The sequence below is a fragment of the Flavobacterium gelatinilyticum genome (assembly GCF_027111295.1).
GTDB lineage: Bacteria > Bacteroidota > Bacteroidia > Flavobacteriales > Flavobacteriaceae > Flavobacterium > Flavobacterium gelatinilyticum.
The window spans coordinates 3363990-3384140 of the sequence record NZ_CP114287.1 but is presented as its reverse complement, the minus strand read 5'-3'; the positions used below and the strand labels follow the sequence as shown (position 1 = coordinate 3384140).

The 20151-nt window shown below is 33.7% G+C and carries 19 protein-coding genes; 3 read left to right on the top strand and 16 right to left on the bottom strand.

From position 1 onward, the window contains the following. The first annotated feature begins 144 nt into the window (after nucleotides 1–144). The 3 genes from OZP11_RS14375 (at nucleotide 145) to OZP11_RS14365 (ending at nucleotide 2446) form a co-directional block, all read left to right on the top strand. Complete coding sequence (locus tag OZP11_RS14375; RefSeq protein WP_281231244.1) at nucleotides 145–1572, top strand: MATE family efflux transporter; 1428 nt, start codon at nucleotides 145–147, stop codon at nucleotides 1570–1572. A gap of 96 nt (nucleotides 1573–1668) precedes the next feature. After that, nucleotides 1669–2211, top strand: coding sequence for a DUF6934 family protein (locus OZP11_RS14370; RefSeq protein ID WP_281231243.1), 543 nt, complete (start codon nucleotides 1669–1671; stop codon nucleotides 2209–2211). 16 nt (nucleotides 2212–2227) lie between these two features. Next, nucleotides 2228–2446 carry a hypothetical protein gene (locus OZP11_RS14365; RefSeq protein WP_281231242.1) on the top strand — a complete coding sequence of 73 codons (219 nt, stop codon included), beginning with the start codon at nucleotides 2228–2230 and terminating at the stop codon, nucleotides 2444–2446. Between the two features lie 72 nt (nucleotides 2447–2518). On the opposite strand, the gene dusB is transcribed toward OZP11_RS14365, so the two are convergent. The 16 genes from dusB to OZP11_RS14285 all read right to left on the bottom strand — a co-directional run bounded on the left by dusB (nucleotide 2519) and on the right by OZP11_RS14285 (nucleotide 20149). Further along, the gene (gene dusB / locus OZP11_RS14360; RefSeq protein ID WP_281231241.1) at nucleotides 2519–3511 is read right to left on the bottom strand and encodes a tRNA dihydrouridine synthase DusB; all 993 of its coding nucleotides are present in this window, start codon (nucleotides 3509–3511) and stop codon (nucleotides 2519–2521) included. Nucleotides 3512–3806: 295 nt separating this feature from the next. Next, nucleotides 3807–5093 carry a flexirubin biosynthesis putative acyl-CoA ligase FlxY gene (gene flxY, locus OZP11_RS14355; protein WP_281231240.1) on the bottom strand — a complete coding sequence of 429 codons (1287 nt, stop codon included), beginning with the start codon at nucleotides 5091–5093 and terminating at the stop codon, nucleotides 3807–3809. Beyond that, complete coding sequence (locus OZP11_RS14350; protein ID WP_281231239.1) at nucleotides 5090–6754, bottom strand: C45 family autoproteolytic acyltransferase/hydrolase; 1665 nt, start codon at nucleotides 6752–6754, stop codon at nucleotides 5090–5092. Before OZP11_RS14350 ends, flxY begins: the two co-directional genes overlap by 4 nt. Nucleotides 6755–6760: 6 nt before the next feature. Then, on the bottom strand, nucleotides 6761–8278 hold the full coding sequence (locus OZP11_RS14345; RefSeq protein WP_281231238.1) for a phytoene desaturase family protein: 1518 nt from the start codon (nucleotides 8276–8278) through the stop codon (nucleotides 6761–6763). Continuing rightward, nucleotides 8279–11953: an MMPL family transporter gene (locus OZP11_RS14340; RefSeq protein WP_281231237.1), complete on the bottom strand. Its 3675-nt coding sequence runs from the start codon at nucleotides 11951–11953 to the stop codon at nucleotides 8279–8281. It lies immediately after the preceding gene. A gap of 88 nt (nucleotides 11954–12041) precedes the next feature. Next, on the bottom strand, nucleotides 12042–13226 hold the full coding sequence (locus OZP11_RS14335) for a DUF2062 domain-containing protein (protein ID WP_281231236.1): 1185 nt from the start codon (nucleotides 13224–13226) through the stop codon (nucleotides 12042–12044). Between the two features lie 18 nt (nucleotides 13227–13244). After that, the gene (locus tag OZP11_RS14330) at nucleotides 13245–13730 is read right to left on the bottom strand and encodes a hypothetical protein (protein ID WP_281231235.1); all 486 of its coding nucleotides are present in this window, start codon (nucleotides 13728–13730) and stop codon (nucleotides 13245–13247) included. 2 nt (nucleotides 13731–13732) lie between these two features. Continuing rightward, entirely contained in the window at nucleotides 13733–14104 is a 372-nt protein-coding gene (locus tag OZP11_RS14325) for an ApeI family dehydratase (protein ID WP_281231234.1), read from the bottom strand. Nucleotides 14105–14116: 12 nt separating this feature from the next. Next, nucleotides 14117–14728, bottom strand: coding sequence for an outer membrane beta-barrel protein (locus OZP11_RS14320; RefSeq protein WP_281231233.1), 612 nt, complete (start codon nucleotides 14726–14728; stop codon nucleotides 14117–14119). After that, a complete protein-coding gene (locus OZP11_RS14315) occupies nucleotides 14728–15333 on the bottom strand; it encodes a porin family protein (protein ID WP_281231232.1) in 606 nt (201 codons plus the stop codon). The genes OZP11_RS14320 and OZP11_RS14315 overlap by 1 nt, the downstream gene beginning before the upstream one ends. Nucleotides 15334–15370: 37 nt before the next feature. Continuing rightward, a complete protein-coding gene (lolB2, locus tag OZP11_RS14310; RefSeq protein WP_281231231.1) occupies nucleotides 15371–16006 on the bottom strand; it encodes a flexirubin biosynthesis protein LolB2 in 636 nt (211 codons plus the stop codon). Beyond that, nucleotides 15972–16598, bottom strand: coding sequence for a flexirubin biosynthesis/transport protein LolA2 (gene lolA2 / locus OZP11_RS14305; protein WP_281231230.1), 627 nt, complete (start codon nucleotides 16596–16598; stop codon nucleotides 15972–15974). Before lolA2 ends, lolB2 begins: the two co-directional genes overlap by 35 nt. Before the next feature lie 119 nt (nucleotides 16599–16717). Further along, entirely contained in the window at nucleotides 16718–17398 is a 681-nt protein-coding gene (locus tag OZP11_RS14300; RefSeq protein WP_281231229.1) for a polysaccharide deacetylase family protein, read from the bottom strand. Nucleotides 17399–17490: 92 nt separating this feature from the next. Further along, the gene (locus tag OZP11_RS14295; RefSeq protein ID WP_281231228.1) at nucleotides 17491–18552 is read right to left on the bottom strand and encodes a beta-ketoacyl synthase N-terminal-like domain-containing protein; all 1062 of its coding nucleotides are present in this window, start codon (nucleotides 18550–18552) and stop codon (nucleotides 17491–17493) included. Next, the gene (locus tag OZP11_RS14290; protein ID WP_281231227.1) at nucleotides 18552–19751 is read right to left on the bottom strand and encodes a beta-ketoacyl-[acyl-carrier-protein] synthase family protein; all 1200 of its coding nucleotides are present in this window, start codon (nucleotides 19749–19751) and stop codon (nucleotides 18552–18554) included. The genes OZP11_RS14295 and OZP11_RS14290 overlap by 1 nt, the downstream gene beginning before the upstream one ends. Nucleotides 19752–19891: 140 nt before the next feature. Then, nucleotides 19892–20149: a phosphopantetheine-binding protein gene (locus tag OZP11_RS14285; protein WP_068841663.1), complete on the bottom strand. Its 258-nt coding sequence runs from the start codon at nucleotides 20147–20149 to the stop codon at nucleotides 19892–19894. Between the last annotated feature and the right edge of the window lie 2 nt (nucleotides 20150–20151).

Here is a 20151-nt window from a genome sequence, read left to right as displayed (position 1 = left end):
TATCGCCTCAAATAACTACAGCATATGATTGTTTCTGCCTAATCCTATTTTATTTTTTATAATAATTAGGATACTTTACGCTTTATTTTTTAGTTCAGATTGAAAAAAATATCTGGACCATTTTATCATTTATCCTAAAATATCATGACAGAAACAACTATAAAGAAAAGTTTCTTTTCTAAATTTTTTACCACATTAAAACAAGCCTTAAAAGGAGACGAATCATTCGATTATACTGCCGGAAGTATTAAAAAAGCCGTAATTCTGCTGGCCATTCCCATGGTTTTGGAAATGATGATGGAATCGGTTTTTGCTTTGGTCGATTTGTATTTTGTAGGCCATTTGGAACACAGCAGTTTTGCGATTCAGACTGTTGGTTTAACCGAATCTGTATTAACCGTTATTTATTCAATTGCCATCGGAATGAGTATGGCCGCAACCGCAGTGGTAGCAAGACGAATTGGAGAAAAAGATCCTGTCGCCGCCGCAAAAGCCGGAATGCAGGCAATAATCGTAGCATTTGCTGTGAACTGTGTTTTGAGTATTTTCGGAATTATTTATGCAAAAGATATTTTGATTTTAATGGGTTCCTCAATAGAATCAGCCGAGCACGGTTTCGTATTTACCCAAATCATGATTGGTTCGAGTTTGTGTATTATGCTTTTGTTTCTAATCAACGGAATTTTCCGCGGAGCAGGAAATGCTGCAATCGCTATGAAAAGTCTTTGGATTGCTAACATCTGCAATATCATTTTATGTCCGATTTTAATTAATGGTTTCGGACCCGTTCCGGCTTTTGGATTAGTCGGCGCTGCTTTGGCAACTACTATTGGAAGAAGTATTGGAGTTATATATCAGGTATATCATTTATTTTTCGGAAATGGAATTTTAAAAATCAAAATTCCATATTTTGCTCCAGATTTTACACAAATAAAAGCATTAGTTAAAATTGCTGCACCGGGAATTTTACAATTTGTAATCGCTTCCTGCAGCTGGATTTTCCTGGCACAATTAGTAGCAACAACAGGAGGCGACCATGGTTCTGCGGGTTATCAGACGGCATTGAGAATTATGATGTTTTTCATTCTTCCTGCCTGGGGATTAAGTAATGCGGCAGCCACTTTAGTGGGGCAGAATTTAGGAGCCAAACAAATTGAACGCGCTGAAAAATCGGTTTATACAACAGCAAGATATAATGTAATTTTCATGGCTTCGATTATGATAATTACTTTGGGTTTTGGACAATATATTATTTCGTTTTTCACGAATGATGAACAGGTAAAAACCGTTGCGATAGAAGCATTGCAAATCATGAGTATCGGATTTATTTTCTACGGAATAGGTATGGTTCTAATTAATACGTTTAATGGAGCAGGAGATACCTGGACACCAACCGGAATTAATTTCTTTGGGTTTTGGCTGTTCCAGATTCCATTAGCTTACGTATTGGCAAAACATTTCAATATGGGACCAACCGGAGTTTTTATCGCTATTCCGGTTGCCGAAACTGCCATAACCTTAGCCGGAATCTTTTTCTATAAAAGAGGAAAGTGGAAACGAGTTCAAGTCTAATACAAATAAAAAGACCTTCAATTTTGAAGGTCTTTTTATTTGTAAGAAATTTATACTAAATTTGTTTTTTGCATTTAGATAGAATTAATATTTCTTATGATTAAAATTAATTTAGAAAACACTTTTGAAGCAATATATGTGAGTGCGAATTTTGATCAATACATTTTTGAATCTGCATTAAAAGATGATACCATAATTCAACTTAAAGTTAAGTTTACAAATATCGCTGAATCATTATTACCGAATGTTTATAATTTAGCTTTTGGTCCATTTGATGTAAATGGAAAAATTAATGATTCTATAAATCTTAAACACAAGGATAGTAATAAAGTCTTTTCCACAATTATTTTATTTGCGATAACTTTTTTAAAAAACAATCCTCGTATGACAATTGGTATTGATGGTTCAGATGATTTAAGAGCTAATCTCTATCATCGAATGTTTAGATATAATTACAAAGATTTACAAGATTTTTTAGTGATTATTGGAGTGGATTGGTATGTAAGATTACTTAGAAATGGAACAATTGAATTAGATGATAATGGATTGGTATTTTTTAAACCAAAACCAGAACCTTTTGATTTTCAAAGAAAAACTAATGATCTTTACAGATATTATATGTTTAATTTAAATCAATAATGTTTAAATTTGCTTTATGAAAGAATCTATTCAAAATAAAATTAATAAGATACAGGAGACTGCATTAGCTTCTACATCGCAGAGAAATATTGCTGGTATTGAAGATGTTATAGAAACACATAATAATGACAATTTGACTAGATCTATTCGAAATGCGAAAGAAGCTGAATTATTTTTTTCTGAGCTAAATTTAGCTATTGATTTAGCCAAAAGAAATTTTGCAAAAAAAGTTTAAAATAATTTCGCTTAAACAATATAAAAAAAGACCTTCAATATTGAAGGTCTTTTTTATTTTTTAAATCTTAATTTAAACAAATTCGTATCCTGCATAAACCTGTTCGATTTCTTTCATAATAGCGAATAAATCTTCAGGAGCGTCAGTAGTAACTAATTTTTGTTTGAATTCTTTAAACGAATGGATTCCTTTGAAATAATTAGTATAATGGCGGCGCATTTCTACAATTCCAAGACGTTCGCCTTTCCAGTCCATTGACCATTGCAAATGATTTCTGGCTGCTTCAACACGATCAATAACCGTTGGAGCAGGTAAGTGTTCACCCGTTTTAAAATAGTGTTTTATTTCATTAAAAATCCACGGATAACCAATCGCAGCACGACCAATCATGATACCGTCAATTCCGTATTCGTTTTTATATTTTAATGCTTTTTCCGGGCTGTCAATATCGCCATTTCCGAAAATAGGCATTGTAATTCTTGGGTTGTTTTTTACTCGGGCAATGTGCGACCAGTCAGAATGACCTTTGTACATTTGAGCACGGGTTCTGGCGTGAATCGTTAAAGCCTGAACTCCAATATCCTGAAGTCTTTCAGCAACTTCATCAATATTAATAGAGTTTTCATCCCAGCCTAAACGCGTTTTTACCGTAACAGGCAAATTAGTTCCCTTGATAACGGCTTGAGTTAAACGAACCATTAAATCAACATCTTTTAAAACTCCGGCTCCTGCACCTCTGCAGACTACTTTTTTTACCGGACATCCAAAATTGATATCAACCAAATCCGGTTTTACAGTAGAAACAATTTTAGACGACATTTCCATGGCCTCTTCATCACCACCAAAAATCTGGATTCCAACCGGACGTTCGTAATCAAAAATATCCAGCTTCATACGGCTTTTAATAGCATCACGAATCAATCCTTCCGATGAAATAAATTCAGAGTACATCATGTCAGCACCGTGCGTTTTGCATAATCTGCGAAACGGCGGATCACTAACGTCTTCCATCGGTGCTAGTAATAAAGGAAATTCGGGTAATTCTATGTTGCCAATCTTGACCATCTTCAATATTTTTTGCAAAATTACAATTTTTAGTTCAATTTGTACCAAATTGAGGATCAAAGGTTCAAAGTGACAAAGTAACAAAGTTTTTGAAGTTGTTTGATAAATTGTTTATAGTCAAATATTTGTCATTTCGACCGAAGGGAGAAATCACACTAGAAACTCCACAAAGTATATCCAATCTTTGCCGATTTGCGAGTGTGATTTCTCCCTTCGGTCGAAATGACAATAAAACTTAAGTTAGATTAGGAGCCTTTGCTCCTTTGAAACTTTCTAGCTTTGTACCTTTAAAAAATTATCGGTAATCAAAAAATCGAATTGGTTTTCGACTCATTGGATTAAAAACTATCGGATTTAGAATTTCTTTTGGAACAAATTCTATTTTTGGAGTTACTCTTAATTTAGCTCTAAAGTGATCTTTTATTTCCTGTAAAAATTCTGGAGATTGGTTTTTCACCGCAATTTTAATCACGATTTCATCTGTACCTAAATCATTGGTAGAGATTTCGATAAGATGATTTTCGATATTATCAAAACTGCTCAAAACATCATTCATAGCAGGCGGATACAAGGTTGTTCCCTTATATTTGATCATTTGCTTTTTACGCCCAACGACTGGACCTACGCGCAACGTATTTCGTCCGCATTCGCAAGGTTCATCATGAAACTGTACAATATCTCCCGTTTTAAAACGAAGTAAAGGCATTGCTTCAATACCTAAAGTAGTAAAAGTAAGTTCGCCGGTTTCGCCGTTTTTAACCGGGATATTATTTTCGTCCAGAACTTCAACAATAATTAATTCCGGATGATGATGCCCGCCTTTTCCATGTTCGCATTCTGTAAAAGCGGTGCTCATTTCTGTAGAAGCATAAGTCGAAAACAACTTAATTTTCCATTTATCCGTGATTTTTTTCGATAGAATATTCATCGAAAAATCCTGTTCTCTCAAAGATTCTCCAATGCAGATTGCGCCTTTTATGCTCGAATTATTATAATCGATTCCGTGCATTTCGGCGTATTCAATTAATTTCAAAAGAAAAGAAGGAACCGTAATTAAATAACTCGGATTGTATTTTAAAATTGAATCCCATTGCATTTCCGGAATTCCAGCGCCAACACGGATAACTCCAACTTTCAATTTTCGAAGACCAAGAAAATAAGCCAAACCAGCCATAAATTTTCTATCAATTGTAGTCATTAATTGTACCACATCTCCTTCTGCAATTCCAGCGCAGGCAAACGAAATGGCTTCATTATAAGCCAGTCTGTCTAAATCAGAATCGGTTAAACCAAAAGTAACAGGATCTCCTAAAGTCCCGGATGTTGTAGCGTAATCGATAATTTTATGTTGCGGAACACACAAAAAATCATCGTTATATTGTTGTAAATCTTCTTTGGTTGTAACAGGCAAAAACTGTAAATCTTCCAGCGTTTTAACTTTCGAAATATCAATATTTTGTCCAGCAAAAAGTCTTTTGTAAAAAGGAGAATTCTCACTGATATATTCTAGAAGTTCAACTAATTTTTTTTCCTGAAAAATTTTAATTTCTTCTAAAGAATCTTTTTCTATTGCTGGAATCATTGTAATTTTCTTTTGACTTTTTTTAAATATTTTTCAACTTCTTCCTTCTGAGGAACTGTAGTGATTTCGTGGGTTAAAGCCTTTTCAAAATTCAGCTTTGCCTGAAGAAATTCCTTTTTTTGGTAAAAGTACAATCCTGTCTTATAATATACAACCCAATAATTGGGGTTTAACGCTTGATAATTCTGAAGAAACTCTGGAGCAACAGTTCCTTTTTTTTCTAAAATCGAATCTAATTTATGATCTTCAATTTTAAATTTTTTAAAATTCTGAAAAGCAGCCGTTTCCAAGAAAGGATCTTTGGCAATATTCAGATTTTCTTTCTGAAATGATTTTGTTGTATTTTGGTTTTCACCAAAAATCGAATTCAAATCATAACAAACAAATTCGCCCAATTGAAACGGATTTGCCGAAACCCAAACCAATTTTTCTTTTGGTTTAAAGATAATTCCGTGATGTGCCAAAAGCTGATTTAATGCTTTTTCGTTGCCAAAACCCAAAATTTCATTTTTTAAACCGTCTTTATTTCGAAGAATTTTCGAAGCGATTTCAGGATTTACTTTTGAATTTTCAGACAGCAATTCCTGCATTCTTTCATAGCGATACTCAGAATGGCTGTTGGCAATTTGCTCCATATTTCGTTTGTCTCCTGCAAAAGCTTCGCCTTGAAAATGATTTGAACAAATTAATCGATCGCTGTTTGGAACATCGTAAACATCCATTTTATTGGGAGAAACTTCAATTAGAATTGCTTTGTTATCGTTTGCACTTCCAACCATAATCGATTCAGAAACAAATACTTTTCGTTTTTTTGCAATAGCAATTGCTTCATCCAGATTTTTGGCGTGCTGTAAAATTTCACGAGTTAAAATCGAAATCGGAGTTTTCGCGCTAAGCGGAATTTTAGATTTTGAAGCGTTTATGGTAACGGTCAAACCTTCGAGATTCATTCCGGAAACGGCACCAATCATTCCTGGCCAAGTCACCATCATAAACGGAAATCCTTGTTCTGGTTTGATAAAGGCTGCAATTTTATTTTCCGCGAAAGCGTCATTTACATAAAAATCAAAATTTCGTGCTAAGATTAAATTTCCATCTTCCGATTTTTCATTCCAAGCAGCAAAAGACGAACAGCCGACCAAAGCCAAATCCTGCAACGCGTGACCAATATCGTGTGCCGCATGCAAATACAAACCGCGTTGATATTGTGGCGCGATATTGTCAAATTCATTTGAAGTATATTGAGAAACGCCGTAAATCTCCGTTTGATATTCGTCGGGAACATTTAAATACAGTTTGCGATTGTACCATTTTAGAAAATGGCGAAGCAGTTTCTGCTGAAATTTTGAAGGAATAAGATCGGTTATTTTAGAGAAAAAAATACGTTGTTGTTTTTGCAAAAGCGAATCAGTCAAAGCGCCGGTTGAAAGTCCAATTTCGAGCGGATCTCCTTCGACATACAATTCCCAAAGACCTTGTTTATTTTTTAAAAACGAATTTTTTCCGGAAAGAAAACGACTGTCTGATAATTTCTCAACAACAGGTTTTGAATTGTTGAAAGCCGTAATATCAGGCGTATGTTTTTTTGATTTTGAAGTACCGCAGGAAGTCAGCAAGCTTAAAAAACCGATAAGGAAGAGGTAAAAAATTCGGTTTTTCATGATTACTTATTCAGATGCTTTTTTAATTTTTTCGAGCAGATATTCTTTTCCTACAATTTCTGAGCAAGTTATGACTGCTCCAACCGTAACTCCCAAGACACCGTGCATGTTAATACTTTGGCCTGTAAGATAAAGATTTTCTACCTTAGTTTTAGTCGGAATCATCGTTTTCATCGGATTATTTGAATCTTTAACATACCCGTACATATTTCCGCCGTCTCCGCCAATATAATCACGATATGAAAGTGGAGTAGAAGTATGCACTGATTTGATGCAATCTCTTATTCCGGGGAATTTTTTCTCGATTTCGTCTAAAAACTTTGCTGCTTTTTTGGCTTTGAATTCATCGTAACTTTCGCCTCTTTCGTTTTCTTCAGAAGTGGTATTAAACGTGTTTTCCCAAGCTTTAACATCATCATATTTCATGTACGTTAAAAACGTCATTCCGTCTGCCCATTCTTCATCTTTTTTTGACGGATTCATAGAAGCCATAAAAGTTTTGGGCCAAGAATTTTCGTCGTATTCATACGAAGTCCAAACATCATTGGCACTTTTAAAATGGTAATAATTATGATTGATATATTTAAAAGTTTTCGGCTTAAAAACGATATACAAACTGAAAGCAGAAAGTACACTTTCCAGATTTTGAATTCTATTGAAAAAGGGTTTTCTAAAGTTTTCCTGACCCGCCATTTTCAAAGTTGTTTTTGGTTCAATGTTCGAAATAAAATACGTTCCGGAAACTTCTGTTCCGTCTTTCATTTTAACCGAATTTACCTTTTGATTTTCAACTTCAAATTGGGTTACTTCTTTATGTTTGAAGAATTCGCCTCCAAAATTTTTGAGCTGTTTCAAAAGCTGTTTCGTAATCTGACTTCCGCCATTTACGCAACGCCACGAACTTTCGATATACGAATTGACAACAAGTGCGTGAACATAAAACGGCGATTTTTCGGCTATGCCGGCATAAAGAAAATTAGATCCTGCCAAGACCGCTTTTAGCTTCTCATTTTGAGTAAAAGAATCGATCGTTTCTTTCGCGTTAAGCGTTAAAATTTCATCATCATATTTTCCTTCAGATTCCAGATTGTAAAGCGGAAATGTTTTGCAGACCGCTTTTATTTTCTGGCAATACTTTTCAAGATTTTCTTTTTCTTCTGGGAAATATTGAGTTAGTTTTTCAATGAAATTTTCGAAACCTTGCGCATGCGGATATTCGGTTTTATCATCATCAAAAGAAATAATATCAAAACCATTTTCGTCCAATTTTTTCAGATTCAAATGATCCATTATTCCAATATATTTGAAATATTGATGCAGATTCTGGCCTTCGCCTAAACCTCCGATGTAATGAATCCCGGTATCAAAAATGGTTTTATCTCTAACGAAAGTCTGCAGATTGCCGCCATATTGATTGTTTTTTTCGAGTACACAAACGCTGCAGCCTTCTTTTGCCAGAATAACAGCAGAAACCAATCCGCCTAAACCGCTGCCAATGATGACTACATCGTACTGTTTTTTCATTTATTTTTTCTTAAAAACGATTAAAGTATTTTCTTCAAAAACAATTTCGAAATCCTTCAACTGATTTTTTAAACGAGAACAATTCACTAAAATTATAGAAGAAGCGGTTGAAATTACTTTTTCGATTTCCTCTTGATAATTTTCATCAGAAATTAAAAGTATATCGTAATGATTTTCAAGTGCTGATTCTAATTTTTCGAGATATATTATTTTTCTCTTTTTGACTAAATAATTCGTTTTGGCAACCAGCAATTTTTCTTCTTCATTTATAAAAGAAACTATTTTTCGCTGTGGTTCCTGCAGCGCCAGTAAAACATCCAATTGCCCGTAATCGTTTCCTAAATGAAGCATTTTTACTTTTGGGCCAATGTGTTTATTTAGATTGTAATACGTTTCGAGATTCTGTTTTAAATCTTTCTTTACGCTATTTCCAATTTCGATTTCTTTATAATCGTAACTGTTAACGAGCATCGTTTTAAAATAATCCGGACCTTCTAGTTCTTGTCTGATTTTGCGATATTCGGCTTTAAAAAACGAACTTATTTGTTTGGTTCTTTCTGTATAATTGCTTCCAAACGAAAGATTTTCTGGTGTGATTCTTTCTAAAATGGTAACCGTTAATTTTCCGTGATGAATAACAAAATCACCTTTCGGAATTAACTCTGAAGCACCATGAATAACAACAGGAAGAACATCTATTTTAAATTCTTCGGCAAGGAAAAATGCACCTTTGTGGAATCTTTTGATAACATTGTTTTCTGATCGCGTTCCTTCGGGAAAAACCATTAGCGAGTATCCTTCATTTACTTTTTTGCGTAAATGTTCAACGCCGCCTTCAAGACCTTCAGAAACGGGATAAAAACCTGCTTTTCTAACAACACCGCCAAAAATAGGAGAGTTATAAACCCAGTCGCTTACCAAGAAAATGATTTTTGGACTCAGCATTCCGATCGATAAAATGTCTAGAAACGAAGAATGATTGGCAATGATTACCGCTGGTTTTTCGAATGTTTCGTTGAAATTATTAATGACTTTTTTGCGAATAAACGGATTCGAGTACAAGACAGATTTCATGAATTTTGAAATCACGTATCTAAAAGCCTGCATTTTGGTTTTTTTGTTCAATGGCAGAATCGGCATTATGGTAAAACTGAAAATCGACATTACAATTCCGCCCAAACCATAATAAGCAAACGAAATTACACCATGAGTAAAAGTTCGCAATTGAAAAGGAGGATTTCCTTTTTTCGGACGATTTGATAAAAAGACTTTGAACAGAATTGGGTAAAAAATGAAAGTGATAATCAATGCGGCAAAAACTCCGATTAAGGAAACAGATGAAATAGAAGTCAGAGCAGGATGTTTTGCAAAAATCATCGCTCCGATTCCGAGAATAGTTGTAATTACCGCCAGAATAATCGATGTTCTGTAAATGGCAATTTCGTTTTTTCCGTTTGTGTATTCTTTTTGTAAAGCGCTCGTCATGAAAATACTAAAATCGACTCCGTGACCAAAAATCAGGGTGCAGACTATCATGCTGAAAATATTCATTTGAATGCCAAAAATGCCCATAATTCCTGCCGTTACAATTCCCGTTAAAGCAATTGGAATACAGCTGATAATGACCAATTCGATTCTTCTGAAAAAGAAAAACAGAATTAAAATTACGGCGACAAAAGAATAATTTACAAGCGAATTAAAATCGGTTTTTAAAGTACTGAAAAACGTTTCGTTCATTTGCTGACGATCGATTGCAATTACGTTTTCTGTTTTAGAAGTAGATTTTACAAAAGCATCGCGCTGTTCCGGAGCAACTTTTACTAAAGTCGAAACGGTATAAAAACCATTTTTCTCTGTAATGAATTCTTGCAGCTGAAGTGCTTTTATTTGAAGATAATCTTTGGCAGAAATTGGTTTGAAATCAGAATCTAACTGATCAAAAAACAAATTGTAAGTTGTTGGTTTAAAACCAAGTTTAGCGCCTTCAGCAATTAATTCTGATTTAACGAATTGTTTTTTCTGCGAATTCCAGAATGAATTCCATTTCTCGATTTTTTGTAGTTGTGCTGCCTTGGAAAGCACAATTCCGCCAACCGAACTGAAATTTAAAATTTTATGTTGTTGTTTCTCTGTATTTAAATTTTCGAAAAGACGACTGTTATGCTGCAAAGCTTCTTCCATTGTTTTTCCGTAAGAAGCCACGTAAATGGTTTTGGAAGTTAAACTTGTACTTTCTTCCAATTGTTTTTCGGCAGCTTTAATGTCTTTCGGAATAAAATTTAGCTGCGATAAATCGTTATTAAAACCAACATCATTATACGTAAAACAACAAATAATGGTGATGATAACACAAAGTCCGATTAAGATTTTATTGTTGTGAAAAGAAAAATGAGCCATTTTATCGATCAAATTTTTCTTGTGTTCTGCCGGATTTTCTTTTGGTTTATATAAATGAGGAATAATCAAAAGCGAGAAAATAGCCGAAGCCATTACGATAACGGCTGCAAAAATTCCGAGATCATTCAACGCATCCGATTTTACAAAAAGCAGACATAAAAACGCAACCGCAGTTGTAGAACTACTCATAATCACGGGCATTGTAATGTCTTTGTACAAAGTTTTTACATCGCTGTTGTGTTTGTAATGCGTGAGAATATGAATAGAATAATCAATCGTGATTCCCAATAAAATAGAACCAATTCCTAATGAAATGGCCGAAATCTGTTCTCTAACGAAATATAAAAATGCAACTGCAAACAAACCTCCAAAAACTGTTGGAAGAAAAATAATCAGCGGGATTAAAACTTTTCGGTAAAATAAAATCAAGATCAGCATTAAGGTAAACATCGCGATTGATGTTGTCAAAATAATATCTCCTTTAATCTGATTGGCATTGGCAACGGCAATCAACGCCGAACCAAAATAACTGATAGAAGTTTTCCCTTTAAATTTCTGATTTAGATTTTCCTGAATCGATTTTAGTTTTTCGGCGAAAATGGTATTTTTTTCCGTTTCGCTCGAAGGAATATTCGAAGTGATAAAAAGCAGTAATTTCTTTTTATCCTTTGTCATTACAAAACCATTTTCCAGCGTAAAATCGTCGCCAATATTTAATTGCTGTAATTTTTTTAAAGCGATAAATGAAATTCCAAACGGATCTTGCAGAATAAAATCTTTGGTAATAAATCCAGACGGAGAAATAATCGATTTGTAATTTCCCTGAACGGTCGCTGCAATACTGTCTTTTTGAAGCTTCTTTTCGATAGCAGCATAATCTTTATCGTCTAGAAAAAGAGGGAGATTATTGTAAACAAAATCGATGGTTTCCTGAATGTTTTCTTCGTCAATTTTTCCCTGAATTCCAGTTATGTAAGGTTTACAGGATTTAGAAACACTGTCCGAAAATACAGTTGCCATTTCTTTTAAATCCTCGGCAGAACCGTTTTTATCCAAGCTGAAAATTACAGTTGTTTTATCGGCAAAATTTAATTGTTTTAAAACTTTGGCGGTAACATCGGTTTTGTCGTTGGTCGGAATAAGTTTGGTAATGTCTTCTTCAAATTTTAATCTCGAAGCAAAGAAACCAAAAACCACAAGCATCAAAACAGCCAAAAGAACCGACAGCGTTTTTCTTCGGGTTACAAACAAATGAATGGCGTAGAAATATTGGTGCATGATTATCGCTTAAGTTTTTTAGCCACGAATTTCACTAATTTTCACGAATTAATTTGTGCTAATTTGTGAAATTAGTAGAAAACATAACTTAAATATTTGTTTCGTTTTTAGAACTAAAAGCCGTTAAAAGTAAATAACTTATCAAGCCAACGGTTAGTGCAGAAACGGATGCTAAAATAAGACTTCCTACGATATATTGCGTTGCATTTTTTTGAATATCGTCGAGTGTAATCGAACTGTCTAAAACCAGTGGCGCATTACTGGAAACAAAAACACTGCCGACTTGAAGCGAAGCATAAATAATAAACGGAATAAAAGGCGGAAAACTTACGTTTGACGTAAGGTAAGCAATGACTTTGTTGAGTCTGAACAAAGCGGCAAAAGTAAAAAGGAGTACGGTTTGAAATCCCCAAAAAGGCGAAAGTCCGATAAAAATACCTAAAGCAATTGCGGCAGATTTTTTAAAATTAGAATCGTTGCTTTCTAAAATATCTTCTAGAAAGAATCTTTTAAAACCTTTTTTTTTTGCTCTTCTAAAAAAATCTCTCGGCTTTATGTAAAGCAAAGCATTGGTTACCAAAACTGTATTCAAAATACTGATTCGGGTAAAATCTTGAAACGGGCGAAAATGCGAAACTCTTTCAGCCGGATCATACAAAACCTGAACCGGAACATTTTTTACCGGAATCCCTTTCCAGGCAGAACGCACGATTACTTCAATTTCGAACTCAAATTTATTGGTGCAAAATCGTTTCGGAATTAATTTTAACGGATACAATCTAAAACCGGATTGAGTGTCTTCGAGTTTGATTCCGGTTTCGAACTTAAACCAAAAGTTAGAGAATTTGTTTCCAAAGCTGCTTTTTCGCGGTACATTTTCCTGCGTCATGTTTCGGCTTCCAATTAAAAGCGAATTGGGCTGATTGTGTATTTCTTCCAGAAAAACCGGAATATCTGATGGGAAATGCTGGCCGTCAGAATCTATTGTAACGGCGTACTCAAAATTTTGCTCGATGGCTTTTCTAAAACCATTTCGCAGCGCCCTTCCTTTGCCTAAGTTTTTAGGATGGTGAATTTGGGTAAGCTGCGAATATTGTTTTAAAATCTCAGGCGTTTCATCTGTAGAACCGTCGTTGACAATAATAATATCTGAAGTGAAATCTAAAATAGAATCGAGCACTCTTTTCAATGTTTTATGGTTATTGTAGGTAGGCACAATAACACAAAACGAAATAGAACTAAGCAGTTCCTGCCTTGATAAAATAGGTTTCATTTGGAATTTTTCGTGGGCTTACTTTACAAACTGTTTCTCTTTTTCGGAGAAGCTTTTAGATTGTAAAACAAATTCTTTTAGATATTCTTTTAAAGCACCGCTCTGGGCTGCATAATAAGAGGTAATGAATTTTTTATCTTCTTTAATGTTTTTTTTATAACCCGTAATACCCGGAACATCTTCCTGAATACTCAGTCTGATCATTCTCATTTCGATATTACTTGGGTCACTTTTTATAGTTGCCTCAAGAAGTTTTGCACCTTCTTTAAAACGTTCGATTTTTTCGCCTATTTTTTTCTCAAATTTAGAATCTACTAAAATTGAAGCCGCTTTATACGCTACAAGGATTTTCTCGTCGTTGTTTGAAACTCCCGAAAGTTTATCTGTAAATTCTTTCGCATTGGTTTCTGATTTTGCAACATCAGGATACATTTTTCGGATCGATGCCAAATCCGGAGTATTGGCAAAATTGATCCATAGAAGTAATGATATGAGTAATTTCATAATTATATTTTTTTATACACATTGCTTAATTTCAAAGCTGTGGTTTCGTTAAAATATGTGGTGTTTTTCACCTTTACCAAATCATCTTCTGTGGTTACAATGTCAAGTTCTAAAAGAAGTTCCGGATTGATTTCCGGATTTATCAATGCCATGAATTTTACGTTAGACAAAGATTGTATCATTAGAGAACTTTCTGTAATTTTTTCTGTTAATTCTTTAATAATCTGAATCATGCAAACGCCCGGCATGATTGGGTTTCCAGGAAAATGACCTTTAAAAACCTCATGATTGGCATTAACTAATATACGAAAATTATATTTAGCATCGCCTGTTTTCTCTTCTGAAAGTACTTTGTAAAAGTCTTTTAAAACCATATTTTTATTTTTTTATTTCCCACCAAAAGTGTAAGAAACTCCTAATTGAAATGTTATACTTGGACTGTATTGATTTTCATCATAATTATATCCGTCATTAATACTGTCGTAATTATTGATGATATTGGCTTTAAATCGAGCTTCGATCAAAAGGCCTGAAGGCAGTTTATAACCAACTCCGGAAACCCATCCAAGATCGACATCATGATTAGAATATGGTAAATTTGTATTTACTATGAAATCAAGTGTTGGACCAAATTCTAATAAAAATCCTGTTTTAAACGAGAATTTATTTATCATGGCAACCGACAAGTAATCGATATTTATATCCTTATATGTACTTATTTTATAAGATTCGTAAGTATCATTATTAAAATATACCTGTTTCTGTTCCCAATTATTTGCTCCTTGACGGCTGTAAGTAACTTCAGGCTGAAGCGAATATCTTTTCGTTAAGTTTATCTGCCCAAAAGCTCCAACATAAAAATCAGGTTTAAAATCGCCATGACCTCCCAAATTAGAAAGTCCTAATCCACCTCGTAGTCCTGGTCTGAAAGTTACTTGAGCATTTGATGAAAAAAATCCAATAAATAAAACAAAAGCGAGTAGAATTAGTTTCTTCATTATTTTACTTTAAAAGTATAACTGATACCAATTTGGAAAACCTGATTTAAAATAACATCATTATAATAATAATCGTTATCATCATAATCAATACCGTCGTAACCATAAATATCAACTAATCCTTGTTTAATTCTGGCTTCAAACGTTAATCCGTTTGGCAGTGAATATCCAACACCTCCAACAATAGCAAGATCAAAATTTTCAGGTTTAGTGTTGATATAGTTATCAGAAATTTTAAAATCTAAAGACGGACCTCCTAAAATGTGAAAACCTTTACCGCCAATATTAAATTTTGCAACCGCTCCAAGTGTTAAGTAGTTTAATTCATAATTTATATAACGATAACTATAACCGTTTCCAAGATATTCTCTTCCTTCATCGCCTTGTCTTGAATAGGTTACCTCAGGCTGTAACGAAAAATATTTATTAAATTTAATATTCACCAATCCGCCGACATAAAAATCAGTTTTTGCTCTATTATCATCAATATTGGTTAATGTCGAAAAATTTATACCGCCTCTAAGTCCGGGATTAACTTTTACCTGCGCCTGCGATTTTGCAAGACCTATACATAAAACAAATGCAATTAAGGCTATTTTTTTCATATCTTGATTAGTTTAATTTTATGGTTAGTTTAAATTTCTATTCTGATTTAAAATAATTTAGCTCAATTTTAAGCTTTATATTCTGGTGAATGATCTGAATCTTCTCGGCAAAAATATTGTTTTCTGAATTGAAAATCAGTGTAAATTTTTCTTTTGTTTTAGAGGCATGAACGATCTTTTCTAATTTTTGATCTTTCTTTGAGATAAAAATATAATTAGCGCGTCTGCCATCTGCTGATTTATAAATGTCTGCCGATTCATTTTCAAATTGTTCCTCAATTAGATATTCTTTTTTAAGAAGTAATCGAAAATCTTTTTTTAAGGTGTTGATAAATATTTTTCTATCTAATTCTGATACAATCGAGTTGACTTTAAAATCACTTTCAGAAATTTCAAAATCCATTAATTTATTTCCAAATTCGGTTGTAAAAACAATTCGGTGTGTGGTGTCGTTTATTTTTTTGGCGATAAAAATTCCCGATAATTCATTTCCGTAAACGCTGATATTGGTTTTGTAAACATAATCGGTTTTGGAATCTGCAAAATAAGGAACAGTATAAGACGTTTTGTCTAATTTCTTTGGTGTATAATTTTTTGTGACCGAACCACAAGAAATTAAAAAAACTGCCAGAAAGCAATTAATTAGTAAAAACTGAATCGTCGATTTTTGCATTGATCACTTTATTTTTGAGTACAATTCGGGTATAATCTTCAGATGATTCTAAAAGTTTTACCTGAACCACAGTTGCTTCTTCTTTATCAAAAGTCAGTTCGATTTGTTTGATGTATTTTTTCAGCGTAGCATCTTTGGGAATAAATTTCGCCAGATTCTGACCTTTTAGTTTAAAATAAGAAATCGTAAATTCTTTATCGTCAAACATATTTCCGCTCACACTTCCAACTATTAATTTATTGATTCGAGCAAAGATTTTACTGTCGCCAATATCAACGGCGCTTTTCTTTCCTTCGTCGTTAATCAGGATTTTTCCGTTTTTGAAAGTAATGCTGTAATTGTATGGTTTTTTATATTGCCATTGAAGGAGTGAAGGTTCTTTAAAAACCATTTTTCCAGAAGTTTCGATGTCTTTCGACAAAAAATCCAAATGTTTATACTGCACAAAATCTGTACTTAAGGTTTTGATTTTTTTCGCGACCACATTTACATCTTCTTTAAATTGAGCTATTTCTACAGCAGTCATTTTTTGTTCCTGAGCAAACAAACTGCCTGAAATAAAAAGAATTAGTATTGCTATTTTAGTTTTCATGTTTTAAATTTTTTTGCCACTCCCGATAGCTATCGGGATAAAGTGATTCACACAGATTATTATTTAAAAAATCCGTTTTTATCCGCGTCTTCGCATAAGCGAATCCGTTTCATCCGCGTTCAATTTCCATAAGCTTTAAAATTCAAAAGCTCTTCAATCGAAACGACTTGATAATTATTTTGCTGTAAAAATTGCAAAAACTGTTCCAAGACAAAAACAGAATGTGTTCCTGTATCATGCAAAAGTACAATTCCGCCGGGAGAAACACGTTTTTTAATTCGACTCAAAATCAATTCCACATTTGTAGTTCCTCCGTCAAGAGAACGAATATTCCAGCCAATTGTTTTATGTTGGGTAACTTTTAAAGCTCTTCGAATTGAAGGTGTTGTAACTCCATAAGGTGGACGAAAGAAGTTGATTTTTTTGGAAGTAAATTTTTCCAGAAGCTCATCTGTTTTGCGAAGTTCTTCGGTTATTTTTTTTGCATTATAAAAATCAAAAAACTTAGAATGCGAATAGGAATGATTTCCAAGCAAATGACCTTCATCAATCACTTTTTGGAGAATTTCAGGATGTTGTTCGATATTTTTTCCAATGCAGAAGAAAGTCGCTTTTGCATTGTATTTTTTAAGAAGATTTAAAACTTCCAAAGTATAAATGCTTGGGCCGTCGTCAAAAGTCAGGGCAATTTTTTTCTCAGTTTCTAACGGATTACTGCAAAACGTTTTTATATGATAATTGGAAGAAATCCGGGCCGAACCGAATGCATTTATTCCAATCCAAATAAAAATTACAGCCAAAAAACACCATATACTTATTGCGATATAAAGATTCAGAAGAAACAATAAAAGCAATAAAAAGATAAAAAATATCGAGATGTTTTTATGCGTTATCATTTTGAAAGTAACGTAAAACTATGATTTTTTCCGCTTAATTGATTGTACAATAAAATAGTTTTGTAAGCTGATTTTGTAACCGAGTTTACTTTTATAATTTCTGGAATTTCCTGTGTTTTTAAAATTTTTGAAGCCATCCAAAAAGCAAATGCCGAAGCTGTATCGTATTCACCGCTTAAATGTTTGTAATACAAAACAGGAGTTTGAGCAAACGATTTTTCAGCAAGATTTCTGTAATAATTTTCGAAATCTGCATTTCCATCAAAACCTAAAACCAAAGCATCGATATCTGAAATCTCTAAATTATTTGATTTTAGAAAAGATACAATTGAAGCTTCAACTTCATTTTCTTCTAAAGCATTAACAATAGCAACATCCAAAAGTTCGGCGTAAGTATTGTCTTTTTTTTCATTTTCTAAAACAAAAAAACTAGCGCCTTCTCCATAAACGGCACCGCTAGTTTTAGAAGTTAAAACATCATAAGGTGCGGTATTATCTGCTTTAATACGTCCGTTTAGTTTGAAAAGAGCAGTTGTATAATCTCCATTTTCGTCGACACCACCAACTAAAATTGAATTCGCTTCATCTTCTTCAATCTGCATTTTAGCATCCAAAAGTGCCGATTCAAAAGAAACTGCACCGTTTACATACGTAAAATTATACCCTTTACATTGCTGTAAAAGTGCAATTTGCGCACCAACGGTATTATGAGTTGATTGAATAAAAGAAGTCGGAGTAAGAAACTCTTCTTTATTATCTAAAATACTTTTTAGGAATTTTTCAGAATCTTCGATACATCCTAAACCCGTTCCGGTAATAATGGCATCAACATTCTCAACATTGGCATCTTTCATGGCCAAAGCCGAAGCAACGATTCCGTTTTTTACACCTTTTGCCATTCTTCGACTGGCAGCGGGAGAAATGTATTCTTTGTATGCCGGCGGAACAATCGCCAGTACATTTTCGTCATGGTTTACAACAGCTTCTTCCAAAAAAACAGTATCAAATGTTTTTTGAGTCGAAATACAGCCTACTCCATTTATATATGTTTTTTTCATTAGCTTTTTGAAAATATAAGGGTTGAACAATTTCCTCCAAATCCAAAAGAGTTGGATAAAACGTGTTCGATGTTTTTATTTTTTAGAGAAGTTTGCGGCGTCAAATCAAATTCTTCCATTTGAGTTTCAAAATTCAAATTCGGATACACCACATTATTCTGAATTGCCAAAACACTGTAAACCGCTTCAATCGCTGCTGCTGCTGCCAAAGTGTGACCAGTAAAAGGTTTTGTAGAACTGAAATCAGGAACTTTTTCGTTTTCGTAAATACGTTTTAAAGCTCTTCCTTCAGATAAATCGTTATTTGGCGTTGCGGTTCCGTGAACGTTGATATAATCAATTTCAGAAGGTTTTAAACCCGAAATTTCAAAGGCTTTTTTCATTGCCAGAAAAGCGCCGTCTCCGTTTTCTGAAGAAGCAGTTTGGTGAAAAGCGTCATTTGCATTTCCGTAACCTGAAACTCTTGCCAATACTTTTTTGTTTTGTTTTGCTACAACTTCATCCGATTCTAAAACCAAAAATGCGGCAGCTTCTCCAAGATTTAATCCTTTTCTATTATTATCGAAAGGTTTGTTATAATCGTCAGATAAAATCATCAAAGTCTTAAACCCGTTGATGGTAAATTTTGCCAAAGCATCAGCACCGCCTACAATTACACGATCTAATTTTCCGGTTTTGATTAATCTTGCGCCCAACATAATAGAATTGGCTGCAGAGGAACAAGCAGTACTAATCGTCGTAACCATTCCTTTTAAACCTAATTCTTCGGCAATTTTTTCGGCAACATCACCTCCGTCGTGACAGGTAATGTATTTTATTAATTCCGGTTTTTCGAAATAATCGTAATAATGTCTTTCCGTCATATCCATGCCGCCCACACTGGTAGCAGAGATAAGCCCGGTTCTAAATTCATTGATAGCGGTAATGCCGGCATTTTCGACAGCCTGTTTTGCTGCCAAAGTACCAATCATAGCGGTTCTTGAGAAATTATTATCCTCGTTTAATTTCAGTTCAGACACAAGATCTTCATTGGTTTTTTTGATTTCACCAACTTTGATAACATCTGCATGAACAGTCGAAATATTCTGAATGCGAGAAACACCGATTTTGTTTTCGATCAAAGAAATATAGTTTTCCTCAACCGAATTACCAATCGCAGAAATAATTCCCATTCCCGTTATTGCAACACCTCTTGTCATTTTAGATTTTAGATTTATGATTTTAGATTTTCTTGAACTTTGTCAAAGTTTAAAACTTTGATAAAGTTGATGTAGTATCTGAATTAGATTTTAATATTTCGGTTTAAGAAATCTAAAATCTAAAGTCTGAAATCTAAAATTTATTTAGTTCTGTTAGCACTAATATACGCCGCCATCGTTTCGATAGATTGGAAAATTGTTTTTCCTTCTTTCGGATCAACTAATTTAATTCCGTAATCTTTATCTAATATCACGATCAATTCAAGTGCATCAATCGAGTCTAAACCTAAACCGTCTCCAAACAAAGGATCGTTATCAGCAATGTCTTCAACTGCGATATCTTCAAGGTTCAAAGTCGTTATGATTTTATTTTTTAATTCTTCTTTTAATGCTTCCATGA